Genomic DNA, 21,817 nt, shown 5'->3' with positions numbered 1-21,817 from the left:
GAAGAAAAGAGAAACCTGTAATGAAAGAAATTAAAGCAGATGAGCTTCACCGGGGATTAAAGCTAAAAGATGCTGTAGGAGTGGGATTGGGTGCCATTATCGGAGCAGGTATATTTGTTGTTACCGGAGTGGCAGCTGAGGTTGCAGGGCCAGCATTTATAATTGGGTTGCTGGCAGCAGGAATTGTAGCTGCTTTTAATGCATTAAGTTCGGCACAACTGGCAGCGAGGTATCCGCATTCGGGTGGCACTTATGAATATGGGTACAGGTTGTTAAATCCTTCCTTGGGCTTTTCGGCCGGATGGATGTTTCTTATAAGCAAGCTTTCAGCGGCAGGTGTTGTAGCAATTGGATTTGGAAGTTATTTTTATCAGCTTGTACCAGTTGGATCGCCATTGATTTTATCACTGGTAGCAGTTGTGCTTCTCACTCTTGCCAATTACTTCGGAATAAAAAAAGCCGGGTACTTAAACCTGTTTATAGTAGCATTTACCATACTGTCGTTAGCATATCTGATAATTAGTGGTATACCTTCTATTGAAAAAAGCAATTTCCAGCCATTTATTCCCTATGGATTCCGGGGTGTAGCCGAATCGGCGGCATTGTTATTTTTTGCGTTTACAGGTTATGCACGAATTGCCACTCTTGCTGAAGAAGTAGAGAAACCAGAGAAGACTATTCCAAAGGCCGTCATTATTACAATCATCAGCGCAGTTTTTCTTTATCTCGCAGTAAGTCTTGTGGCAGTAGGTTCAATTGGAGCGGAAAGAATGGCAAGCAGTCGGTCGCCCTTGCAACTGGCGGCCAACGATTTGAATACTCCCGGAATAGGAATTGGTTTGACACTCGGTGCTACTACAGCAATGCTGGGTGTATTGTTAAGCCAGATTTTAGGCATCAGCCGGATGTTGCTGGCGATGGGACGCAGGCATGATTTGCCGCCATTATTTCAAAGAATTCATACGAAATATAAGGTACCACATCTGGGTATTCTTTTCACTGGTGGTATTATTTTGATTCTCACACTTGCAGGTACATTTGAATTTATTGTGAGGGCAGCCACTTTTACAATTCTGTTGTACTACGGCATCACCAACATATCGGCGCTCAGACAACCTGGGAAAGAACAGCTCTATGGGAAGGCTGTCCCGGCATTAGGATTAGCTGGGTGTCTTATTATGTCGGTTTCATTACCTGGAAAGGTAATTTCAACAGGGATAATTTTATTGGCAGCAGGTTTTTTAATCCGGTTGATTTTTCGCAAAATATACGATAAATAATAGGAGACATACAAAACAGAATATGAAAATTATTGACTTTAAATTCCAGAACATGAAAATTCCAGATATCATTTTATTGATTTTATTTGCCTCTTTCGCGGTCAATGCACGGTCACAAACAATTCCTGCGTCCTATTCCAACATCGAATATAATGACAACGGGCTGCTTTTCTTTAAAAAAGACAACCAAAAGTTTTATGCCGACACAACCGGTCCCCGGTTTACATTAAAAGAACTCATGGGTAACCCGCAAGGAACAGCCGACGGTGTGGAATTTGATTTCGGACATTTAAAAGGCACATTCACCTATGGTTTAATTCCGTACGGAAAAGCCGACCATCCGTTGCCTGTATTTCGTTTTTCAACTCCCATCAGAGACGGAAAAGTTGAAGTGGATATCAAAAATGCGTTTCGCTATCCTTACGATTTTGTGGACTGGAAAGAGAATGGCTACCTCACTATCGGGTATCGTTTGGCGGACGAAAACGGCATGATAATTTTCGATGGCGAGATTTCGTTAACCGGAACAGGGCCTTTTGAAGTGGCGCCCGCCATATACGAAGGCCCTTTCGTGAATAAAGTCAGGCCGGATGAAGCAACAGTGTGGTGCAACACTACCCTGCCAGTGCAGGCGAGTTTGGAAGTGAACGGGAAGCTGTATGAAAGTGACGGAAAAGCTACGCACCATGAATGGCGGATCACCGGGCTGGAATCAGACACAAAATATGATTACACAGTTCGTTACGGTAAACTTAGTCAGCAATATCATTTTAAAACTGCTTTGCCAAAAGGAAGCCGGGATCCTTTTGTTTTCGGATATTCAAGTGATAGCCGTCATGCCACGGGAGGGGGCGAACGGAGAATTGAAGGCACAAATGCCTACATCATGAAAAAAATTGCAGCGCTGGCTTACAGCAAGGATGCTGCCTTTGTCCAATTTACCGGCGATATGATTAACGGCTACTTATCGAACCGGGAAGAACAGGAAGTGCAATACACCAACTGGAAAAAATCCATTGAACCCTTCTGGCATTATATTCCATTTAACGCAGGGATGGGCAACCACGAAGCTTTAAACTATATTTTCCGGGATGCAGAAAACCGGACTGCTGCCTCCATCGACCGTTTCCCTTATGATACACATTCGGCCGAAGCGGTATTCGCCAAGGCTTTTGTAAACCCTGTAAACGGGCCTGCAAGCGAGGACGACAACCGTTACGATCCCAACCCGGGCCGTGTGGATTTTCCTTCGTACGATGAAAATGTTTTTTACTACACCTATGGGAATGTGGCAATGATTGTGCTAAACAGCAATTATTGGTTTGCACCCTCTTTGCGCAGAGAAACCGCAACCAGCGGTGGATTGCACGGATATCTTATGGATAACCAGCTGGCGTGGCTTAAAGAAACAATTGCGAAATTTGAAACTGACAATTCAATCGACCATATTTTTGTTACCCAACACACGCCGGCCTTTCCCAATGGCGGGCACAGCGGGGACGATATGTGGTACAGCGGGAACAATGAAATGCGACCATGGATTGCCGGCAAGCCCGTGGAGACGGGGATTATCGAACGACGCGACGAATACCTCGATATTTTGATTAACGGAAGTTCGAAGGTGGTAGCCATCCTCACCGGCGACGAACACAATTACAACTGGTTGAAACTGACCCCGGAAGTGCCAATTTACCCCGAAGGGTACGAGCATGAAAAACTGGATGTGTCGCGTCCCGTTTATCAAATCAACAACGGGGCTGCCGGTGCGCCGTATTACGGGCAGGAGGTGTTGCCCTGGAGCGATTTTACACAGTCTTTCAGTGTAGAAAATGCCCTATGCTTGTTCTATGTCGACGGGAAAAAAATTACAATGAAAGTCATTAATCCAGATACGTTAAATGAAATTGACAGCGTGGAACTCCGCTAAGCAGGAGCATCCTTACTCTTTCCATTTACCGACTTATATCTTATTATCCGCCACCTTGTATTGTGGATCTTCAATAATATTGACCTCGATAATTTGATTGGCGTTGTGCAGCAATCGCCGGCAATCGGGACTCAGGTGTTTCAGATGCAACTTTTTACCTACTTTTAGGTAACGCTCTGTCAACTTGTTCAGTGCTTCAATCCCAGACATATCGGCAACGCGGCTTTCTCTGAAATCGATGACAACTTCATCGGGATCGTTCAACACATCAAATTTTTCATTAAAAACTGTTACTGACCCAAAAAACAGCGGCCCGTAAATTTCGTAATGCTTGACACCTTTCTCATCAGTATGCTTGCGGGCACGGATGCGTTTGGCATTGTCCCAGGCAAAAAACAGTGCCGAAATAATCACACCAATAATTACCGCCAAAGCCAGATTATGCAGAAAAACTGTCACTAAGGTTACCATCACCATCACCAAAATATCCGACTTAGGCATCCGGTTAAATGTTCTCAAACTGGCCCATTCGAAAGTTCCAATGGCAACCATAATCATCAGGCCGGTGAGTGCTGCCATTGGCATTTTTTCAATCAGCCCGGCTCCAAACATGATAAACACCAGTAGCATGACAGCCGCTACAATCCCGGACAAGCGAGCTCGTGCACCCGATGAGATGTTGATCAAACTTTGACCAATCATGGCACAACCGCCCATTCCGGAGAACATTCCTGACAGGATATTGGCCGTTCCCTGGGCAACCGCTTCTTTATTTCCCCGTCCTCGGGTTTCGGTAATCTCATCAATAATATTCAGGGTGAGCAAGCTTTCAATGAGTCCAACCCCAGCCATAATGGCCGCATAAGGAAAGATCAGGATGATTGATTCCAAAGTGAATGGTACGGCTGGAAAATGAAATGGAGGAAATCCACCTTTGATGGAGGCGATATCACCCACTGTTTTGGTGTCGATACCAAAATACGCCACAATTCCGAATACCACTAAGATGGCTGTTAATGAGGATGGAACCGCTTTGGTAATTTTGGGCAAGCCCCAAATAATCAGCATGGTCAATAACACCAAGCCCAATATGATGTAGAGCGACTGGCCGGTTAGCCAATTGCCTGCAGGATCTTTAAACTGTGCTAACTGCGACATGAAGATGATAATGGCGAGTCCGTTGACGAAGCCAAAAATGACCGGATGAGGAACTAAACGCATGAGTTTACCCAGCTTTAAAACCCCGGCCAGAACTTGAAGAACTCCGGCAAGTATTACGGTCGCAAAAACATATTCCGGTCCGTGCGAAACAGCCAGCGAAACAATAACAATCGCCACGGCACCCGTTGCTCCCGAAATCATTCCGGGACGACCGCCCAATATCGAAGTTACCAGGCCCATCACAAAAGCGGCATACAAGCCGGTTAGTGGCGATAAGCCTGCAATCAGGGCAAAGGCAATGGCTTCAGGAATTAAAGCTAAAGCAACCGTCAAGCCGGAAAGGACTTCCGTTTTGTAATCTACGTTCTGTCTTAAATCGAATAAACTAAAAATCTTCTTCATACAAATCTGTTTATAATACGATATTGGCTCACCAATCCATTATTGGCAAGTGTCTGCGATCGATTTTGGTTTTAATTTTCCCTGAGTGATGCGGAGCATCAAAAGAGCGTGGAGGTCTTTTCGTTTCATGTTAGGGCCGGCAAAAATAGACCTTTGCTCCGAAATCACACGACGGGCTTGAAGTTCCAGACAGCTTTATCTTTAAAATTGACATTAAATTGACATTGCAAAAACCGTTTTTTAATTGCTATTTTTTGACAGCTAACAAAAGAACCATGACAAACGAAGAGCACTTGCAACTGGTCGAAATCATTCATTCTGAAATAGAAAAGCTACAGGGAAAAGCCAATACGCTAAAAGATTTTACCGGCCCCATTTCGCCCGATGATGCCATTGGCCATGTTTCTAGGATAGATGCCATCAACAATAAAAGTGTATTCGATGCCAGCTTGCGAAACATTGAAACGCGGCTGGAGCAACTATAGCAGATCAAACAGATTGTAAACGACAAAGATTACGGCATTTAAACCAAGTGTCACCAGTCGATTCCGTTCGAACGCCTAAAACTTCGGCCCGAAATCAGGTTGTGTGCCCATTGTTTGAGGCGATAAAATAGAGACTAGAAACCAGACCTATACTTTTTGAAGAATTATTAATCGTTTTCGATCGCCTCCTGCCAGTCTGAAACCAAAATGGCTACAGATATAGTTAAACGTTTTGGCATGGTAGAAGGAAACATGCGTGTAATCGCGGGCATAACTCCAATTTCGAAATGCTTTTTGCGAGTTCCAGAGGCTGGTCATGACCACCAAAAAACCTCCCGGCCGCAATAGCTGGTTCAAGTTCACAAGCTCTTCAGCAGGCGAGAAGAAATGTTCAAAACATTCGGTGGCAAAAACAAAATCAAACGGCCCGGCAGGCTGTTCCGGAAAGAAAATCGGATCGTAATCGGCGCAGTCTACCCCATGCCTTTTGAGGAGCACACTTAAGCTTGGCGAAGGGCCACATCCATAATCCAAGCCTATTGCCCCCTTAAAAAGAAAAGGTTCGGCGGCATCAACTGCCCGGGACAAAAATTTAAGATAGCCGCGATGATGCAGGCCATTGTTATGCTGAAGGTAGCGCTTTTCTTCTGCTTCAACCGAAGGCAAGCTATCGGGGGCGGTAAAGATTAGCCTGCAGTTTCCGCATTCATAATAAACTCTTTGATCTGGTCCGGCAATCTCCGATAGATCTTGCATGTTCTCGCACAGGGGACAAACAACGCTTGGTTTTCGCATGATCTTCACTTTAAACAGAAATTATGACTTAAGAATCGCTCAAACTACCTTTTACTAGTTCTATACTACCTTTTAGTAGTTCTATACTACCTTTTACCAGTCTCAGACGACCTTTTACTAGTTCTGAAGGACTTTTTTCTATTTCGGAGATACTTATAAGCTGCTCCGAACGACCTTTTACCCCTTCTTGAAGGGCCTCTAACCCGTTCCGAAGGGTTTATCCGCTCCTCCGACAAAGGTAAAGATTGGTTAAACGACGGCAATGGTCAGTAAGATAATTTGTCCCGCCAGTGTTGATGGAGGTCTTGCTGTTTCTTGAGAAACTGCTCCTGTTTATACAAATAAAAAAAGCCACTCAATCTGAGCAGCTTTTTTATTTTGCGGTGACGATCCCGAGCAATCGGGAAACTCGCGACCTTATGATTTTAATTTTTCAAAGTCATCAATCAAGCGCCGATAGAACTTACGGTTTCGCTGTCGCTTTAAAAACTTTTCTCGTCTTATCGCATCCGATCTTGTGGCTGCGCGCTCAAACCAGACTATTTCCCACGGAGATTTCCTGCTTGTGTAGCGACTTTTACCGGTGTTGTGATAGTGTAAACGCTGCTCAAGATTTGAGGTGTAGCCAATGTAAAAACTACCATCACGAAGACTTTCTATGATATACACATAATACATTTGCAGGAAAACAAAAAAAGCCACTCAAATTGAGCAGCTTCTCGCTTGCGGTGACGACGAGACTCGAACTCGCGACCCTCGGCGTGACAGGCCGATATTCTAACCAACTGAACTACGCCACCTTTATTTATTTCAAATAGGCAAAGAACCTATTCAAAATGATTTTTTTTCAAGACTAAAAAGAACTTTTTGTGCGGTGACGACGAGACTCGAACTCGCGACCCTCGGCGTGACAGGCCGATATTCTAACCAACTGAACTACGCCACCATTTTTCTTTAGAACCCTCGTGAAATGCTATTTTCAAAAGGCTCTGCAAATATAGGCTTTCTTTTTTTCTCTGCAATAGTAAAACTCAAAAAAAATGCTCGCACCAACTGAGCGGAAAACTACGATTTTCAGGTACCACAGCTAGCCCTCTTATTTTCAAAATTATAAATCTGCAACCTAATTATTTCACGATATTTTCAGGGACTAATTTTTTCTCACCTGACCAGCGATAAGCGGTCAATTTTCCGTTGCGACTGATGCATGAATCCAAACAGCAGAGGTTTGGAGCCAAGATATTGTCGCCATTTTTCAAACAATAATGACCGAAAAAGACGATGGGGTCGTTGGCCCCATAGGGCTCCCGGTAACCATTTAGTTCGGGTGGAATGGTGTAAGGAGGCAATTCGAACCGACTTTCAAAAGAAAGCTCCCTGAAATTCATCCCCTTTGGGTTCAGCCACCATTTGGAGCGAAAGCTCCGGTGTGGCTGTCCTCTGTCGTCATACACCAACAAATCTTTGGGCAGCTGGAAGTCAATGCCTTTGCAGGTTTGCCAAAAGGCAGCGGAAAGCTCGGTGTTATTTTTGCTGATTTTGCGCAGGAAGCTTTTCTTCAACCGGTCGTCGGTAATGTGCTCTTTCAGCAGGTCTATGTTTTCATCGCGCCAGCACGCATGTACAATCCGGATGCCATCCAATTCAAGAAACATAGGCAAGGAACGCATCCATTTCAGGTGGCTTTTGTATTCTTCGGGATAGGGTGCAAATTCCTCCAGGGTTTGGTTTAAGGGCAAGCGATACTTTGACGAACGCTTATTAAAAAGCTTACCCGACTTATCCTTCAAATCGAAAAGAATGGCGTTTAGCTCGTGATTTCCAAGGATGGCCAGCGCACTCTCCGACTCTACCATGCTACGTACCAAGTTTACCGTATCCCGGATGCGAGGTCCCCGGTTGATAAAATCACCTACGAACACAGCTTTTCGGGTTTCGTGAGAAAAAACGCCATCCTTTTTTTCATATCCCATGGACTTGAGCAAATCTTTTAAAATACCAGCCTGTCCATGAACGTCACCGATTATATCGTACATAAAAAGTAGTCTGTTTCTGGGGGCAAGTTATCACTTTTATCAAAAACACAAGAAAAATGACCATGTAAATTACGGTCATTTTTCTTGACTATGCTCAAGCTTTCTTAATCCGACTCAGGATTTACCTCAAACTGGTAAACTCCCAGGCCACAAAAGAAACGGGACACCTTTCGGCATCCCGTTTTTATCGACGGATTTTAAATCTATCGCGCTATTACTGCAGCCTCAGTGGCCACAAGTTTTGTACTTATGACAAAACCTCTTCGGCTCTTTTCAGTACCTTACTACCAATGGCACCGTAGAAAAACAGGTAAGCCAAGCCAGCAACAATCACCCAGTAGCTTATTTCATAATTCGCAACGTCGGCAATCCATCCTTGTACCAATGGAAGGATTCCACCACCAGCAACTAATACCATGAAAATTCCAGATGCTGCCGCCAGGTATTTCCCTAACCCTTCGACCGCAAGATTGAAAATACTTCCCCACATAATTGAGGTGCACAACCCTACGAGAGCCAGGAAGAAAAACTTAATCGGTACGGCGACCAGCTCAAATTTAACGGCTCCGGCTACCACATTAAATGTTGGCATGGAGATTACCGTTTGAGCAGGCCAGAATATGGCTAAAAGAACCAATACCAAGCCAATAAACGAAGCACTGCTTAGCATTTTCTTGCTGGCAATTTTACCGCCAAATGCAGCACCAAACAAGCGTCCGACCAACATAAGCAGCCAATACAAACCAACAACTCCACCTGCGACACCTGCACCAATTCCCAATCCAGGGGTGTCTCTTCCTTCCACAATTCTCAACGCACTTTCGTAAGCGATGTCGCTAACGACTTGTCCCCTGTAGGTTTTATCATCCACGTTCTGACTATCTTGAGCTTCCAGTTGCCGCAAATAATCCGGATCGGCCTGTTGTTTATCGTACTCCGCTATAATTACTTCGGACTGGGCAATTGTCGGCGTGGTCATGTAAAGGTTGGCCATTCCCGGCGTTCCTACTTCAACACCCACGTAAACAAAAATGGCGATTGCCCCGAAAACAAAATGACGAAACTTCAAGGCTCCTGACATCAATTGCCCCAGCGGTTCTTTCGGCTGAGCCGCGTGTGGCTCTGGAATTCTTGCGATCAACAGAATAAAAAACACCAGAGCAAACACCCCTAATGCAATATATAAAATCGGGAAAACATCGGTTATGTTCGCCTTTGTGGCCTCGCCAATCAGGATTCCTACAAACACAGGAGTAAAAGTGGCCATCACCGAGTTGAATGAACCACCAACCTGAATGAGCTGGTTTCCTTTATTGCCTTCTCCACCCAAGGTGTTCAGCATTGGGTTGACGACAATGTTTAGCAGACACATGGAAAAACCTGCAATAAATGCTCCCAACAGGTAAACGCCAAAACTTTCAGCATGACCCGACAGGTATTGGATTCCGACTCCGACGAATCCAACTGCAACGGCAATTAAAGCTGTTTTTTTGTATCCCACTTTCTGAAGAAGAATTCCTCCGGGGATTCCGATCACGGCATAAGCAATGAAGTTTGCCAGGTTACCCAACATCCCAAGCGAGTTGGAAACATTGAATTGGTTTTTCAACACAATTCCCATCGGCGCCGCCAAATTTGTGATAAACGAGATCATCCCAAAAAGCAGGATCATCATAATAATCGGCAGTAAGTAACTTTTCTTTTGATTCATAATAAATAACTTTAGGCTGATTTAAAATTCTTACTTCTATTGATTTTAGTTGAAACGATATCATCTAATTTAGAGTCCCATGCAAATTTCAGAAAATAATTGTGTTCTGAAACTTTAGCTGGTAACTTTTCAAAGTTCGAGTTTTACCGACCCCTTGTTTCTTATAAACAGTTTATGGCATGATCCTTTTCCATAAACATGCTCCAGCGTGTTCACATATTCATCCAATTTGTTTTGAGGCACAAACGCCTGGATTGTTCCACCAAATCCGCCACCGTGAACGCGCCATGCACCTGAACCTTTCAGTACCATTTCGCTTAAGGCCAAAGCCAGCGACACCACTTGTTCGTCTTTGTGAACGACATCAAAAATATTCTGATTGTACATGTATGAGCTGTACCCTGATTCAACTACCATTTTAAGGAAAGCCTGAAAATCGTTGTCCTCCAGTGCAGCCACCTGGTCAACTACGCGTTGGTTGTCGCCCTGAAAGTGGTAGGCACGCAAAATCGCACGGTCGCCTGTTTTTTTGCGAATGGCGGGAATTTTGTCAACAATTTGCTCCAGCGTCACTTCGCGCAACACTTTGGCACCAAGCTCAGCAGCAACTGCCTTCATTTCGGTTGGCAAAGAGGCATATTCAGCCTGCGAAGCCGGATCGTCATGTCCGCCACCCACATCAGTAATTACCAGGGAGAAGCCTGTTGAAACAAAATCAAAATCAACTTCTTTCACAATCGGTTTTGACGGATCTTCGAAGTCAATGGTAATCAAGCCACCGACCGAACAAGCGGTTTGATCCATCAAACCACAAGGTTTTCCAAAATAGTTATTTTCAGACCACTGGCCGATGATTGCATTCTCCACTGCGCTCATTTTGCCATCGTTGAACAGGTTATTGACGATGGCGCCAACCAGCACTTCAAACGAAGCTGACGAACTCAATCCGGAACCTTTTGGCACACGGCCTTCAACACAAGCGTCAAAACCGCCAATCTCATAGCCAACTTCTTTCATTCGGGCACAAATACCACGCACCAACGAAGCCGAGGTGTAAAATTGTGATTCGTCAATGCTCAAATCAGAAAGATCAACCTGAAACTCAGGATAACCAGCCGATTTAATACGAATGATGTTGCTGTTGTTTTTCGCAGCAACAGCAATGTTGTCGAGATTAACCGCACCAGCCAACACCCGTCCGTAGTTGTGGTCGGTATGGTTACCGCCAATTTCGGTACGCCCGGGCGAGCTGAACAGGGCTACATCGTCGTTGCCGTATGTTTTTTCAAACTCACTCATCAGGCTCGCATAACGATCGGCCTGCTCTTTTAAAACAACAGCATCAGTCCCATATAACTCCTGGAAAAGTGGATGATTTCCACCATTGATTTTCTGATTTAATGCAGTAATTTTTGTCATAATTCTATTGTGTTTTAGTTATTTATTAATCGTTGATTTATAATGATTGTCCGAGAGGTCGCGCAATCGTTGGGCGGCTTGCTCCGCGGTAATATCACGCTGAGGCGTGGCCAGCATTTCGTAGCCAACCATGAATTTCTTGACGGTTGCTGAGCGCAGCAAAGGCGGATAAAAATGCATATGCAGGTGCCATTCCGGGTAATCCTGTCCATCGGTTGGAGCCTGGTGCAAACCCGCTGAATAGGCGAAGGATGTTTCAAACAAGTTATCATACTTCACGGTCAGCTGCTTGTAAATATCAGCCAAACCGTCTCTTTCGGCATCGGTAAGTTGAAGGATGTTTTGTACTGCCCGACGACTCACAATCATGGTTTCGAAAGGCCACACCGCCCAATAAGGCACCAGCGCAACAAAATGATCATTTTCAACCAAAATGCGTTCTTTCTTATCCAATTCAGCTTGCAGATAGTCGCTCAAAAGCGTTCGCCCATGCTTCTCGAAGTAGGCTTTTTGAGTTTCCGACTCTTTGGCTGGCTCAACGGGGACGGATGAGGACGACCAAATTTGTCCGTGCGGGTGCGGATTGGAGCAACCCATGATTGCGCCTTTGTTTTCAAAAATCTGGACATAGTTAATTTGGTCTTTCCCGCCAAGCTCCTTGAACTGCTCACACCAAACATCTACTACTTTCCTGATGTCCTTGACATCCATTTCGGGAATGGTCAAACTGTGGTTTTCACTAAAGCAAATGACTTTGCAAATCCCGCTTTCGCTTTTGGCCTGAAAAAGACTCCCTTCATTGACTTCTCCTTCAGGAGTTTCCGTCATTAAGGCACTAAAATCGTTCGTAAACACAAAGGTTCCTTTGTAGTCCGGGTTTTTATGCCCGCCGGCTCTTTCGTTTCCGGCACACAGATAACAAGCTGGGTCGTACTGCGGACGTTCGTCAACGATCGCTTTTTCAACTTGTCCCTGCCACGGCCGTTTTGACCGATGCGGCGAGACCAAAACCCAATCATTTGTCAGCGGATTTAATCGCTTGTGCGGATGATCTTTACTGTTAAAACTATTCATTTCTTCTATATTTAAACCAACTGGTAGGTACTGGTGGGCAAAACTACCGATAATTGCTTTTTCAAATTCAATGAATTTTGTGTTGTAAAACACATCAAGGTCACCGGCCTATTTTTTATTCGCTGCATTGTTTTACTCGAAGGTGATTAAAAATCCAGATCATATCAGTCAACCATTCCGGGCTTACAAGGAGCTCCGCCGGATCAAAGTTGCCGGATTGTTTACCTGCTCCTTTGACCGCTCCGAAACCATTTGCGCCAATTTTTTTCCCATGAGTTGAAAGTCAGTCGAAATCGTTGTAATTCCACCGGCAACTACTTCTTTCAGCATGGTGTCGTTAAAGGAAACCAAGCCGAAGTCCTGCCCCAAGGTAAAATTATTTTCAGCAGCCATTTTCACAAGCTTCACCAGGTTCCGGTCAGATGGCACAAAATAAGCCTCCCCTTTTTCAATTGGACGATTAATTAAACTTCGAACAATTTCGTATTGAATCTCCTGTTCCTCGCAATACTTCTGAAAACCAGTCATTCGCCCTTCCGGCTCTTTTCCTCCCGGAAAAACCATGACCAGCTTGTCATATTTTCTTAACAAGTCTTCACCTGTTTGCAAAGCCTGATACACATCCGCTTCAAAGTCCTGATAAATCACCGGGTAATCTTGTAAATCAGCTTTTTTTCGATCCAAGATATACACATTATCTTTGGGCAGAACCGACAGAATATCAGCCGTATAGTCGAAAGTCGCAGGCATAATCACATAGGACGTGTAATTGCCGGCCGCTTCCGCAACTAAATTCTTAAAAAGCTGAAAATTGAAATGGTGAAAATAAATATCCACATTCGATTTAATGTCGAGGCTATTCAGAAACGAGGTATAAACATCTTCCTTAAAAGCATTCAACTCATCAAAAAGAAGAAAAATGCGTTGATCAACATTCACTTCTGTACTGTTGATATAATACCCCTTGCCCGGGATGGAGCTGATAATTCCCTTCGCTTTCAACTCGTTAAACGCGACCATTACCGTATCGCGCGATAGATCAAACTCAGCACAAATTTGGTTTAGCGAGGGAATTTTGTCGCCCAATTTGAGGTTTCCATTAATAATACCCTGATAAATTGAATTAATGATCTGGCGGTATTTTGGAATTCCAAGCGTATCGTCTATTTGTATATTCTTCACGAAGTTCGTTTTTGTTTAGCCAAGGATCCCAAAATTACAAAAAATCTTCAATTTTTATCGACCAGTACCCACCAGTAAGTATCATTTATTAAATTTGTAGACTTATCATTTAAAATTGAATAGAATGAAGATAACCAGTAAAACTTTTGGCGACCTGCCCAATGGAGCTCAGGCCGATTTGTTTACCTTGAGAAATGACAATAATGTTGTGATCAAAGTGACCAATTATGGAGCCATAATCACCTCCATTGAAACACCCGACACAAATGGAAACACCACCAATATTGTCTGTGGTTTTGAACGATTGGAAGACTATCTGAGTGAAGAATATTTGGGCAGCTATCCCTATTTCGGCGCCATTATTGGACGAAATGGAAACCGAATTGCCAATGGCAAATACACCATTGATGGGGTGGAATACAGCGGAGCCATTAATAACGGGCCAAACCACCTGCACGGCGGACTGGAAGGTTTTGACAAGAAGCTATGGAAGGCCGAAACGTTTGAAAACGAGAACGAAGTGGGGGTAAAACTATCTTACACCAGCGTAGATGGCGAAGAAGGCTATGCGGGCACTTTGGTCACCAACTGTATTTATTCGTTGAATAACGAAAACGAGCTGTCCATTAAATACGAAGCAGAAACCGACAAAAAAACTTTGGTCAACCTGACCAACCACAGCTATTTCAACTTGACGGGTGGACAGGGAGACATCAAAAATCACGAGTTGGAGCTGACAGCCAGCAAGATGACAGAAAACATTGACCTCATACCTACCGGAAAAATTATTCCGGTAGCAGGCACCGCCTTTGACTTTACCACCAGCAAGAAGTTGGGGAAAGACATTGACAGCCTGCCTGATGGTTACGACCTGAACTACGTACTGGACAACGAAGAAGGAAAATTTGTTTTTGCAGGACGACTAAAAGAAACCACAAGCGGACGGCAGGTTGAAGTGTACACCACCCAGCCGGGCATTCAGGTTTACACCGGCTACTGGATTCCCGAACTGACGATCCGGGGAGAAAAAAAATTCGGCAGTTATGCAGGCGTAGCGCTGGAAACACAGCATTATCCCGACGCGCCCAATCACCCTGAGTTTCCGTCAACGATATTGGCTCCCGGCGAGAAATACGAAGAACAAACCGTATATAAGTTTGGGTTGATTGAATAAATCCTTTTGACAATTAGTGAAGCCCTCAGTGTTCAAACGCTGGGGGTTTTTCGTTTCTGCCTGAGCTAAGAAAAAAATTGTATTTTTGGTTCCTACCGAAAAATAACTAAATCAAACGGAATGAAAACGATCATTGAACTCTTTGAAACCAGTGTCAAGAATTACGGCGAGAACATTTATTTGTGGGAAAAGAAGCAAGGCAAATACGAGGGAACGACTTACCGGCAGACACGCGAAGAAGTGCTGCAACTGGCAGCTGGTTTTTTGTCGATCGGCATTGAGAAAGGCGACCGGATTGGACTGGTTTCAGAAGGGCGCAACCAATGGATCATCAGCGAATTGGGCATGTTGTATGCTGGTGCGGTTAATGTTCCCATGTCGGTGAAGCTGGATGAAGCCAGCGAGTTAAAGTTCCGTCTCTCCCACTCCGGCGCCCGAATGGTGATTGTTTCAAAAGGCCAGGCCACAAAAATCGAGGCCATTCGCGACGAAGTTCCCACGCTCGAAAAAATAATCTACCTCGACAAAAAAGATGATTTGGGTGAGAATGATCTTTACTATGACGATATCATTGCAAAAGGGAAGAAATTTCTGAAAAAAAATCAAGCTAAGCTCGAAGCCGTTTACCAAAATATTCTACCCAACGACTTGGCCAATATTTCCTATACCTCCGGTACGACAGCCGACCCGAAAGGCATAATGTTGAGCCACCTGAACTATGCCGCCAACACCATCCAATCGAACACGCTGATGGACATTACCTCGGATTGGAAAACGCTGGCCTTTTTGCCTTGGGATCATTCGTTTGCACATACCGCCTGCCTGTACTGTTTCATGTATAACGGCGCCAGCATCGCATCGCTCGAAGTGGGCTCAACCCCAATGGAAACGCTGAAAAACATTCCGAAAAACATCAAGGAAATTCAACCCAATATTTTGATGAGCGTACCGGCGGTTGCTAAAAATTTCAGAAAAGGTATTGAAACTGGCATCCGGCAAAAAGGCAAAACTGCCGAAAAACTATTCAATCATGCCCTGAGTGTGGCCTATAAATACAACGGTTTTGGCCACGACCGAGGTAAGGGGATGCGATTCATCTACAAACCTTTGCTGGCTTTTTACGATAAAATCTTGTTTTCGAAAATCAGGGAGGGATTTGGAGGAAACCTGAAGCTGTTTATTGGTGGCGGTGCCCTGCTTGATATCGAGCTGCAACGTTTTTTCTTCGCTGTTGGCATGCCCATGTGCCAGGGCTACGGACTTTCCGAAGCATCGCCGGTTATTTCGTCCAATGCGTTGCATGCCATTAAATTTGGTTCGTCGGGCAAACCGGTGAAATACATGGAACTTAAAATTGTGGACGATACCGGCCAAGAGCTGCCCGTAGGACAAAAAGGTGAGATCATCATTAAAGGCGACAACGTGATGCTGGGGTATTGGAAAAACCCACAAGCGACCGCCGATACGATCAGGGACGGCTGGCTACACACCGGCGACATGGGCTATGTTGATCAAGATGGCTTTCTGTATGTGCTTGGACGCTTTAAAAGCTTGCTGATTGGTAACGATGGCGAAAAATTCAGTCCCGAAGGCATTGAAGAAGCACTCATCGATCAGTCAAAATTCATTGACCAATGTATGCTTTATAACAATCAAAACCCATACACTTCGGGCATGATTGTTCCCAATATCAGCGCAATCAATGCTGAGTTGAAACACAAAGGAATTACGCCCGGCTCGGACGAAGGACACGAGGAAAGCATAAAAATACTGTGGGCCGAGCTGAACAAATACCGGCCTGGCGGAGAATATGAAAACCAGTTTCCACAGCGCTGGCTGCCGGCAACTGTGGTCATTCTGCCCGAAGCATTTACAGAGAAAAATCACCTACTGAACTCTTTGATGAAAATGGTGCGCGGAAAAATAAACGAGCATTTTGCTGAAGAACTGGCGTTCCTTTACACACCTGAAGCCAAAAACATGATCAATGAGCGTAATATCGACGCCGTTCGAAAATGGAACAGCTAACTATTTAAACTCTTTTTTCACCCGGAAGAATAAAAAACCATGAGACATAGCTTTATCATCTTGTTAATCAGCCTGCCGTTATTTATTTTCGGACAGGCCAACCGCTGGCACGGCCCCAACCAGGATGCCCGCTATCCGGATACCAACCTGATGGATGAATGGCCCAACGACACCTTGCCCATCAAACAAACCTACAGCGGTATTGGCGAAGGCTACGGATCGCCTTCCATGACCGAAGCAGGCTTATTTATTGCAGGCATGCACGATTCAATTGGCTACGTTTACCATTTTACGCACGACGGTGAACTGGTGTGGAAAACAGCGTATGGACAGGATTTTACCTTCCGGTTTCCGGGGTCGCGCGGTACGCCAACACTAAATGAGGGCAAACTTTACTACTCGGGCGCACATGGCGATGCCGTTTGCCTGGACATGAAAACCGGTGAAAAAATATGGCACGTCAATATCTTTGAAAAATATGGTGGTGAGTTAATTAAATGGGGTTATACCGAATCGCCTTTTGTATATGGTGATTTGGTGATTCTGCAACCTGGCGGTGACAAAGTTTCGCTGGTCGGTCTCAATAAAAACGACGGCTCCGTGGTTTGGGAAACTGAAGTAGAAGGAAATGCCAATGCCTATAGCACGCCCCGGCTCATTGAGCACAACGGAGAAACGCTTTGCATGCTCAATCTCGATTTCAACCAGGTACTGTTTGACCCAAAAACCGGAGAGGTAAAAATAAAGCATGCCCTGACTGAAAAGCGGGGCAACCACTCGAACGAACCGGTTTATCAGGATGGACAAATCTTCTACTCTTCGGGCTACGGAGAAGGTTCGGTGATGTTCAGAATTAACGATGCCAGCCAGCAACTGGATACGCTTTGGCAAAACACCGGTTTCGATTCGAAGCTGAGTGGCATACAAGTGGTTGATGGCTTGATTTACGGCACGGCAGACCAAAAGAAACACTGGGCCGTGCTGCGTTGGAGCGATGGCCAAGAAATTTTCACCACACGTGAAATCAAGCCGGGCTCTTTTGTCATGGCCGATGGGAAGTTTTATATTTTTACCGATACCGGCGAAATTGTGCTGGCCAAACCAACATCCGATGGTTTTGAAATTATCAGTCGTTTTGCGAGTCCGGGTTTTCCAACCGTTCATGCGTACGCGCACCCCGTAATTTACCAGAGAGATTTATTTGTACGAATCAATGATTCCGTGTGGCGATACAAGATTGCTAAATAGTGTGAACATTGAAGGGAAATAAAAATTCTGCTGACAGTCAAAACCAAAAATCGGACTATTTGAACATTTAAACCAAATGTTTAAAATAAATATTCAACCACCTTACGAAACTGTTTGATAATAAAGTATAATGATAGATTATTTGAACCTATGAGTTCTTAAATCAAGAAAACCCCTTCCCCAACCCATATTTTAACATTTTTTTAGCTTCTTCAGACAACGAAGACGCACAAGCAAAAAGAATCGCATAAATTACACTACAACAATTACTTACAAGCAATGTCGAGTTGAACTATTTCAATATATCAGATAAAAAGGTATGGAAATCACGTATTGTGTTTAGCTTCTTAATTGGCGTTTATTTGTCGCGTTGTTGAACAACTAATAAAAAGAAAGCCGGGCTTTAACGTAATTGATCCCTGGATTAAAATGTGAACACGAAAAGTTGACATTTTCATCCTTTAGCAGACTCTTTCAATCTTTTCTATTTTTCTCAGTTTATCCATTTTTTCCATTCAAAGACACTTTAGAACACAATTATGAAAACACATGCACTAATTTTAGTCCTCCTTTTTTTTGCCATTGGCACAACTTATTCTCAATCAAATCAAATTCCGCTGATCGGTGCAAAAGCGCCAGTTTTTACCGCACAAACCACCAATGGGGAATTGACATTTCCCAATGATTTTGGCGAGAGCTGGAAGATACTCTTCAGTCATCCAAAAGATTTCACCCCGGTTTGTTCTTCCGAGCTTCTCGAATTGGCCTACTTACAAAAAGATCTGGCTATGCTGAACGTGAAGTTTGCAATTATCTCCACAGATGATCTTTCACAACACAACATGTGGAAAGCTCATCTTGAAGAGCTGGATTACAAAGGCCGCGGAAAGCAATCCATTCAATTTCCAATCATTGATGATTCTTCAAAAAAGGTTTCAATTACCTATGGCATGCTGCATACGCCAACAAGCACGAGCCGCGATATTCGAGGCGTGTACATCATTGACCCAAAAAACACCGTGCGTTCCATTAATTTCTATCCAATCGAAGTTGGCAGGAACATCACTGAAATTGAACGCACCATTCTGGCTCTCCAGGCAGCCGACGAGACCAATTTGCTCACGCCAGCCAACTGGACGACAGGAGACGATTTGATGGTTCCGCACTTTCCGTACACGCAGAAAGACCTGGCCAAAAATCCGGACTTGAAGAATGAATACTACAATGTTGGAGACCGAATGTGGTTTAAAAAAGTTAGTAAATAGTCCAATGTTGTTTGAACAGTTCATGCGATTACTTTCAAACGACTGGGGCAATTAGTTTAACAGCAGCAGAAAGGGGCATTTTCAGCCCCTTTCATTTTTTCATGCCATTGTTTCGTATCGCTAGATCTCCGACAAAATTGCTTTTATTCTCTCCCACGATTTGTCACGGGCTGTCTTATTATCGCCCGAAGCGTCTGGATCGTCACCCTGGCGCATGTAGGCATGGCCCGCGCCGTCGTATATTTCATAGTCATACGTTTTCCCGGCTTCTTTCATCATTTTTTCTGTTGCGGGAATGCCGGAATTGATGCGGGAGTCATTCTCGCCATAAAATCCATAAACCGGCGCCACGATGTTTCCAATGGCCGATTCGGATTCAGGTGCACTGCCGTAAAACACAAGCGCCGCATCGAGTTGCTTGTTGTAAGTTGCGAACCGAAAGCTTTGCGAACCACCCCAGCAGAATCCGATAGCGACGGTGTTCCCGTTGCCGGCCTCCATTTTTGCTGCAAACGCCTGCACGGCGTTCAAATCGTTTTGAACCTGCTCGGCAGCCAATTCATAGAGGGCATTGCGGGCATCATCTGACGAAGGAAAATCGCTGGTCTTTTTATATTCTGAAGAAAAACCAGACAACAAATCAGGCGCCACCGCAATGTACCCTGCCTCAGCCAACTGGTCCGAGAAACTTCGCACCCAGTCTGTCAATCCACGATTCTCATGAATGACAATGGCAACGGTTGCTTCTGTTGAAACTTCGGGAAATACCACAAAACAATGAACCTCCCGATCGCCTGACTTCACTTTCACCCACTCGTGGTGGCGCGGCGAGTCTTCCAACTGTTTGAGGGCAAAATCCTGTGCTTTTACCTCACTCAAAAACAACACAAATACAATAAAACTGACTATTTTTTTCATGATCATTCGCTATTGGTTATCAAAGGATTAACAAGAAATCAAATCGTTTTGTTTGAATAAGGATTTGTTTAAGGCGAAGCCGAATGACTTTTCGGCAAAAAAAAAATCCGCCAAAACTGTTTTTTCAGCCTTGGCGGATTTTACCAAAGAAAGCGAACAGGGTAGCTTTTACAGTCCAAGTACTTCCGGCCCCTGTTCAAACACAATGTCAACAGGAATTCCCGCCTGGCCAATTCGATCCAAATCAGCTTGTAAACCTTCGCGAATGAACCCCATTTCGTCGATCATCGCTTTGGCTTTGTCGTAATCGCCATCGCCTTGAATGGTTAAAATCAGATCAGACAAATCCAGCATGGCTTGTTTCATTTTCTCGTAATTCACACGATAGGTTCCGGTCGCCTCGTCGCGCTCAAAAGCTCCTTTCTCCTGAAAATAATAAAAGCGGATCATATTGGCTTTTCCGTGTGCGCTGGCGGCGCCAAAACGTACCGAACGAAAAATGCCGGCCATGAAGGTCACCATGTTGTCCATCATGTCTTTATCAGTAAACTCACCAAGCTCATTCAACTGATAAACCGCCCAAAGACCAAGAATATCAGCCTTGCTTTCTTCGATAGAACTGTAGGTTTCCTTGAGTGCTTCACGAACAGTCTGGCTACCGTCAATTGTGTTTCCAAGTCCAAGTCCGTGCGCCACTTCATGAAACATGGTGTTTTCGAAAAAAGCGTCGAATTTCACATGGGCGCGCTGGTCTTCTGCAATCAGCAAATCGGTGATTGGCAACAAAATCTGATCGAACTTGGCTTGCATGGAATTCTTCAACTGCAACTTACGGCTGCCTTTGTTGGCGCGAACCTTTTCATCATTCGGCAAATTGATGGCGATGGTTTTACTTCCGGCGTTGCAATCACCGGCATAAAAAATGGCATCGTAAGCGTTCAGGTCAGAATCCGAGCCTGGCGTTTCATTTTTATAGGCTTCGTCTGTTGGCAGCGCCTTCTGCAGATCGGGCAATAAAGCCGCGTATTTGTCCAGACGGGCGCTCCATGCTTTGTCTTTCACCAAAATAAACGCTTCGTGGGCGGCCTTGTAGCCATAAAGTTGATCTTCGTAGTTTTCAATGGGCCCAACCACAAAGTCAATGGTATTGGTTTTCATATCCATCCAGGCCACATCGCTTTCGTAATACTCATCGGTCAGCAAGGCCTCGGCACGCAGCTCAAGGTACCGCTTTAGTCCCGGGTCTTCGGCCAGTTCCGCTGCCTGGCGAATGGCTCCGACCGCCGCAGCTATTTGATCTTTAAAAGCTTCATGATAAGGAATGGCTTTTAACTTTCCGTTCTCGTCGCGCCGGATCAAAGTGTACAAACTGGTTTTCGAGGGTTCACCCCAAGCTTCAAACTCAGCTTTGATCATGTCCACCGGATAAAAGTTGGCCCCTGCCGGCTTGTCCCCAAAACCGTCGAGAAAAGGTTTATTCGCATTCAGCCGCTCCCAAGGTCCATAGTTAATTTTGATGAATTTCTCCATCGCCGGTTCCGTGGCTTGAGATAAAACCGATTCTTTGTCGCCAAAGGCTTCCATCCAAAAAATTTCATCCATGATATTTGCCGCCTTAAATAAATGAGGCAACATTTGCTGCTCTTTTTCGGTCAGTACCGAAAGGTCTGTTGTGAGTTTGAACGAAACAAAAGCATCGGCCTTTGTTGCAA

General features: G+C 44.7%; 17 protein-coding genes, 2 tRNA genes and 1 pseudogene. 8 read left to right on the top strand and 12 right to left on the bottom strand.

Going from position 1 to position 21,817, the window contains the following annotated elements; translation table 11 throughout:
- Window positions 1-20: 20 nt before the first annotated feature.
- Together NC99_RS13525 and NC99_RS13520 are read left to right on the top strand one after the other, a co-directional pair.
- A complete protein-coding gene (locus tag NC99_RS13525; RefSeq protein ID WP_053184569.1) occupies window positions 21-1,280 on the top strand; it encodes an APC family permease in 1,260 nt (419 codons plus the stop codon).
- Window positions 1,281-1,332: 52 nt separating this feature from the next.
- On the top strand, window positions 1,333-3,207 hold the full coding sequence (locus NC99_RS13520) for a metallophosphoesterase family protein (RefSeq protein ID WP_053184567.1): 1,875 nt from the start codon (window positions 1,333-1,335) through the stop codon (window positions 3,205-3,207).
- A gap of 33 nt (window positions 3,208-3,240) precedes the next feature.
- On the opposite strand, the gene NC99_RS13515 is transcribed toward NC99_RS13520, so the two are convergent.
- Window positions 3,241-4,770, bottom strand: a complete 1,530-nt coding sequence (locus tag NC99_RS13515) for a SulP family inorganic anion transporter (protein WP_053184565.1) — start codon at window positions 4,768-4,770, stop codon at window positions 3,241-3,243.
- 275 nt (window positions 4,771-5,045) lie between these two features.
- Here NC99_RS13515 and NC99_RS13510 point away from each other — a divergent pair, with 275 nt between their 5' ends.
- Window positions 5,046-5,255 (top strand): hypothetical protein, encoded by a 210-nt coding sequence (locus NC99_RS13510; RefSeq protein ID WP_082326484.1) that lies wholly within the window; start codon window positions 5,046-5,048, stop codon window positions 5,253-5,255.
- A 57-nt stretch (window positions 5,256-5,312) separates the two neighbouring features.
- Window positions 5,313-5,381, top strand: a pseudogene (locus tag NC99_RS22700) (TraR/DksA family transcriptional regulator); the annotation flags it as partial.
- Between the two features lie 21 nt (window positions 5,382-5,402).
- On the opposite strand, the gene NC99_RS13505 reads toward NC99_RS22700, so the two are convergent.
- The 9 genes from NC99_RS13505 to NC99_RS13465 form a co-directional block, all read right to left on the bottom strand.
- Window positions 5,403-6,050, bottom strand: coding sequence for a class I SAM-dependent methyltransferase (locus tag NC99_RS13505; protein WP_082326483.1), 648 nt, complete (start codon window positions 6,048-6,050; stop codon window positions 5,403-5,405).
- A 417-nt stretch (window positions 6,051-6,467) separates the two neighbouring features.
- Entirely contained in the window at window positions 6,468-6,728 is a 261-nt protein-coding gene (locus tag NC99_RS22695) for a GIY-YIG nuclease family protein (RefSeq protein WP_082326482.1), read from the bottom strand.
- A 48-nt stretch (window positions 6,729-6,776) separates the two neighbouring features.
- Window positions 6,777-6,850: transfer RNA gene (locus NC99_RS13495), tRNA-Asp, on the bottom strand.
- A 72-nt stretch (window positions 6,851-6,922) separates the two neighbouring features.
- A tRNA-Asp gene (locus NC99_RS13490) sits at window positions 6,923-6,996 on the bottom strand.
- 181 nt (window positions 6,997-7,177) lie between these two features.
- The gene (locus NC99_RS13485) at window positions 7,178-8,086 is read right to left on the bottom strand and encodes a metallophosphoesterase (RefSeq protein ID WP_053184559.1); all 909 of its coding nucleotides are present in this window, start codon (window positions 8,084-8,086) and stop codon (window positions 7,178-7,180) included.
- 247 nt (window positions 8,087-8,333) lie between these two features.
- A complete protein-coding gene (locus NC99_RS13480) occupies window positions 8,334-9,797 on the bottom strand; it encodes an MFS transporter (RefSeq protein ID WP_053184557.1) in 1,464 nt (487 codons plus the stop codon).
- Window positions 9,798-9,926: 129 nt separating this feature from the next.
- Window positions 9,927-11,216 (bottom strand): galactokinase, encoded by a 1,290-nt coding sequence (locus NC99_RS13475; protein ID WP_053184555.1) that lies wholly within the window; start codon window positions 11,214-11,216, stop codon window positions 9,927-9,929.
- Window positions 11,217-11,234: 18 nt separating this feature from the next.
- Window positions 11,235-12,290, bottom strand: coding sequence for a UDP-glucose--hexose-1-phosphate uridylyltransferase (locus tag NC99_RS13470; protein WP_053184583.1), 1,056 nt, complete (start codon window positions 12,288-12,290; stop codon window positions 11,235-11,237).
- Between the two features lie 183 nt (window positions 12,291-12,473).
- Window positions 12,474-13,472 carry a GntR family transcriptional regulator gene (locus NC99_RS13465; protein WP_053184553.1) on the bottom strand — a complete coding sequence of 333 codons (999 nt, stop codon included), beginning with the start codon at window positions 13,470-13,472 and terminating at the stop codon, window positions 12,474-12,476.
- Window positions 13,473-13,596: 124 nt separating this feature from the next.
- Here NC99_RS13465 and NC99_RS13460 point away from each other — a divergent pair, with 124 nt between their 5' ends.
- The 4 genes from NC99_RS13460 (at window position 13,597) to NC99_RS13445 (ending at window position 19,187) form a co-directional block, all read left to right on the top strand.
- Complete coding sequence (locus NC99_RS13460) at window positions 13,597-14,646, top strand: aldose epimerase family protein (protein ID WP_053184551.1); 1,050 nt, start codon at window positions 13,597-13,599, stop codon at window positions 14,644-14,646.
- A gap of 120 nt (window positions 14,647-14,766) precedes the next feature.
- Window positions 14,767-16,674, top strand: coding sequence for an AMP-dependent synthetase/ligase (locus NC99_RS13455; protein WP_053184549.1), 1,908 nt, complete (start codon window positions 14,767-14,769; stop codon window positions 16,672-16,674).
- Window positions 16,675-16,713: 39 nt separating this feature from the next.
- Complete coding sequence (locus tag NC99_RS13450) at window positions 16,714-17,922, top strand: outer membrane protein assembly factor BamB family protein (protein WP_053184547.1); 1,209 nt, start codon at window positions 16,714-16,716, stop codon at window positions 17,920-17,922.
- Window positions 17,923-18,461: 539 nt separating this feature from the next.
- Entirely contained in the window at window positions 18,462-19,187 is a 726-nt protein-coding gene (locus NC99_RS13445; protein WP_053184545.1) for a redoxin domain-containing protein, read from the top strand.
- 120 nt (window positions 19,188-19,307) lie between these two features.
- Here the strand turns inward: NC99_RS13445 and NC99_RS13440 are convergent, their stop codons facing one another.
- Window positions 19,308-20,105 carry a dienelactone hydrolase family protein gene (locus NC99_RS13440; protein ID WP_053184581.1) on the bottom strand — a complete coding sequence of 266 codons (798 nt, stop codon included), beginning with the start codon at window positions 20,103-20,105 and terminating at the stop codon, window positions 19,308-19,310.
- A gap of 168 nt (window positions 20,106-20,273) precedes the next feature.
- On the bottom strand, window positions 20,274-21,817 hold a 1,544-nt coding region (locus tag NC99_RS13435), incomplete at its 5' end, for a dipeptidyl-peptidase 3 family protein (protein WP_053184543.1).

Origin of the sequence: Sunxiuqinia dokdonensis, assembly GCF_001270965.1 — a bacterium.
Classification (GTDB): Bacteria; Bacteroidota; Bacteroidia; order Bacteroidales; family Prolixibacteraceae; genus Sunxiuqinia; species Sunxiuqinia dokdonensis.
Note: the sequence above shows the minus strand (reverse complement) of the source record. Positions and strands in the feature narration are given on the sequence as shown.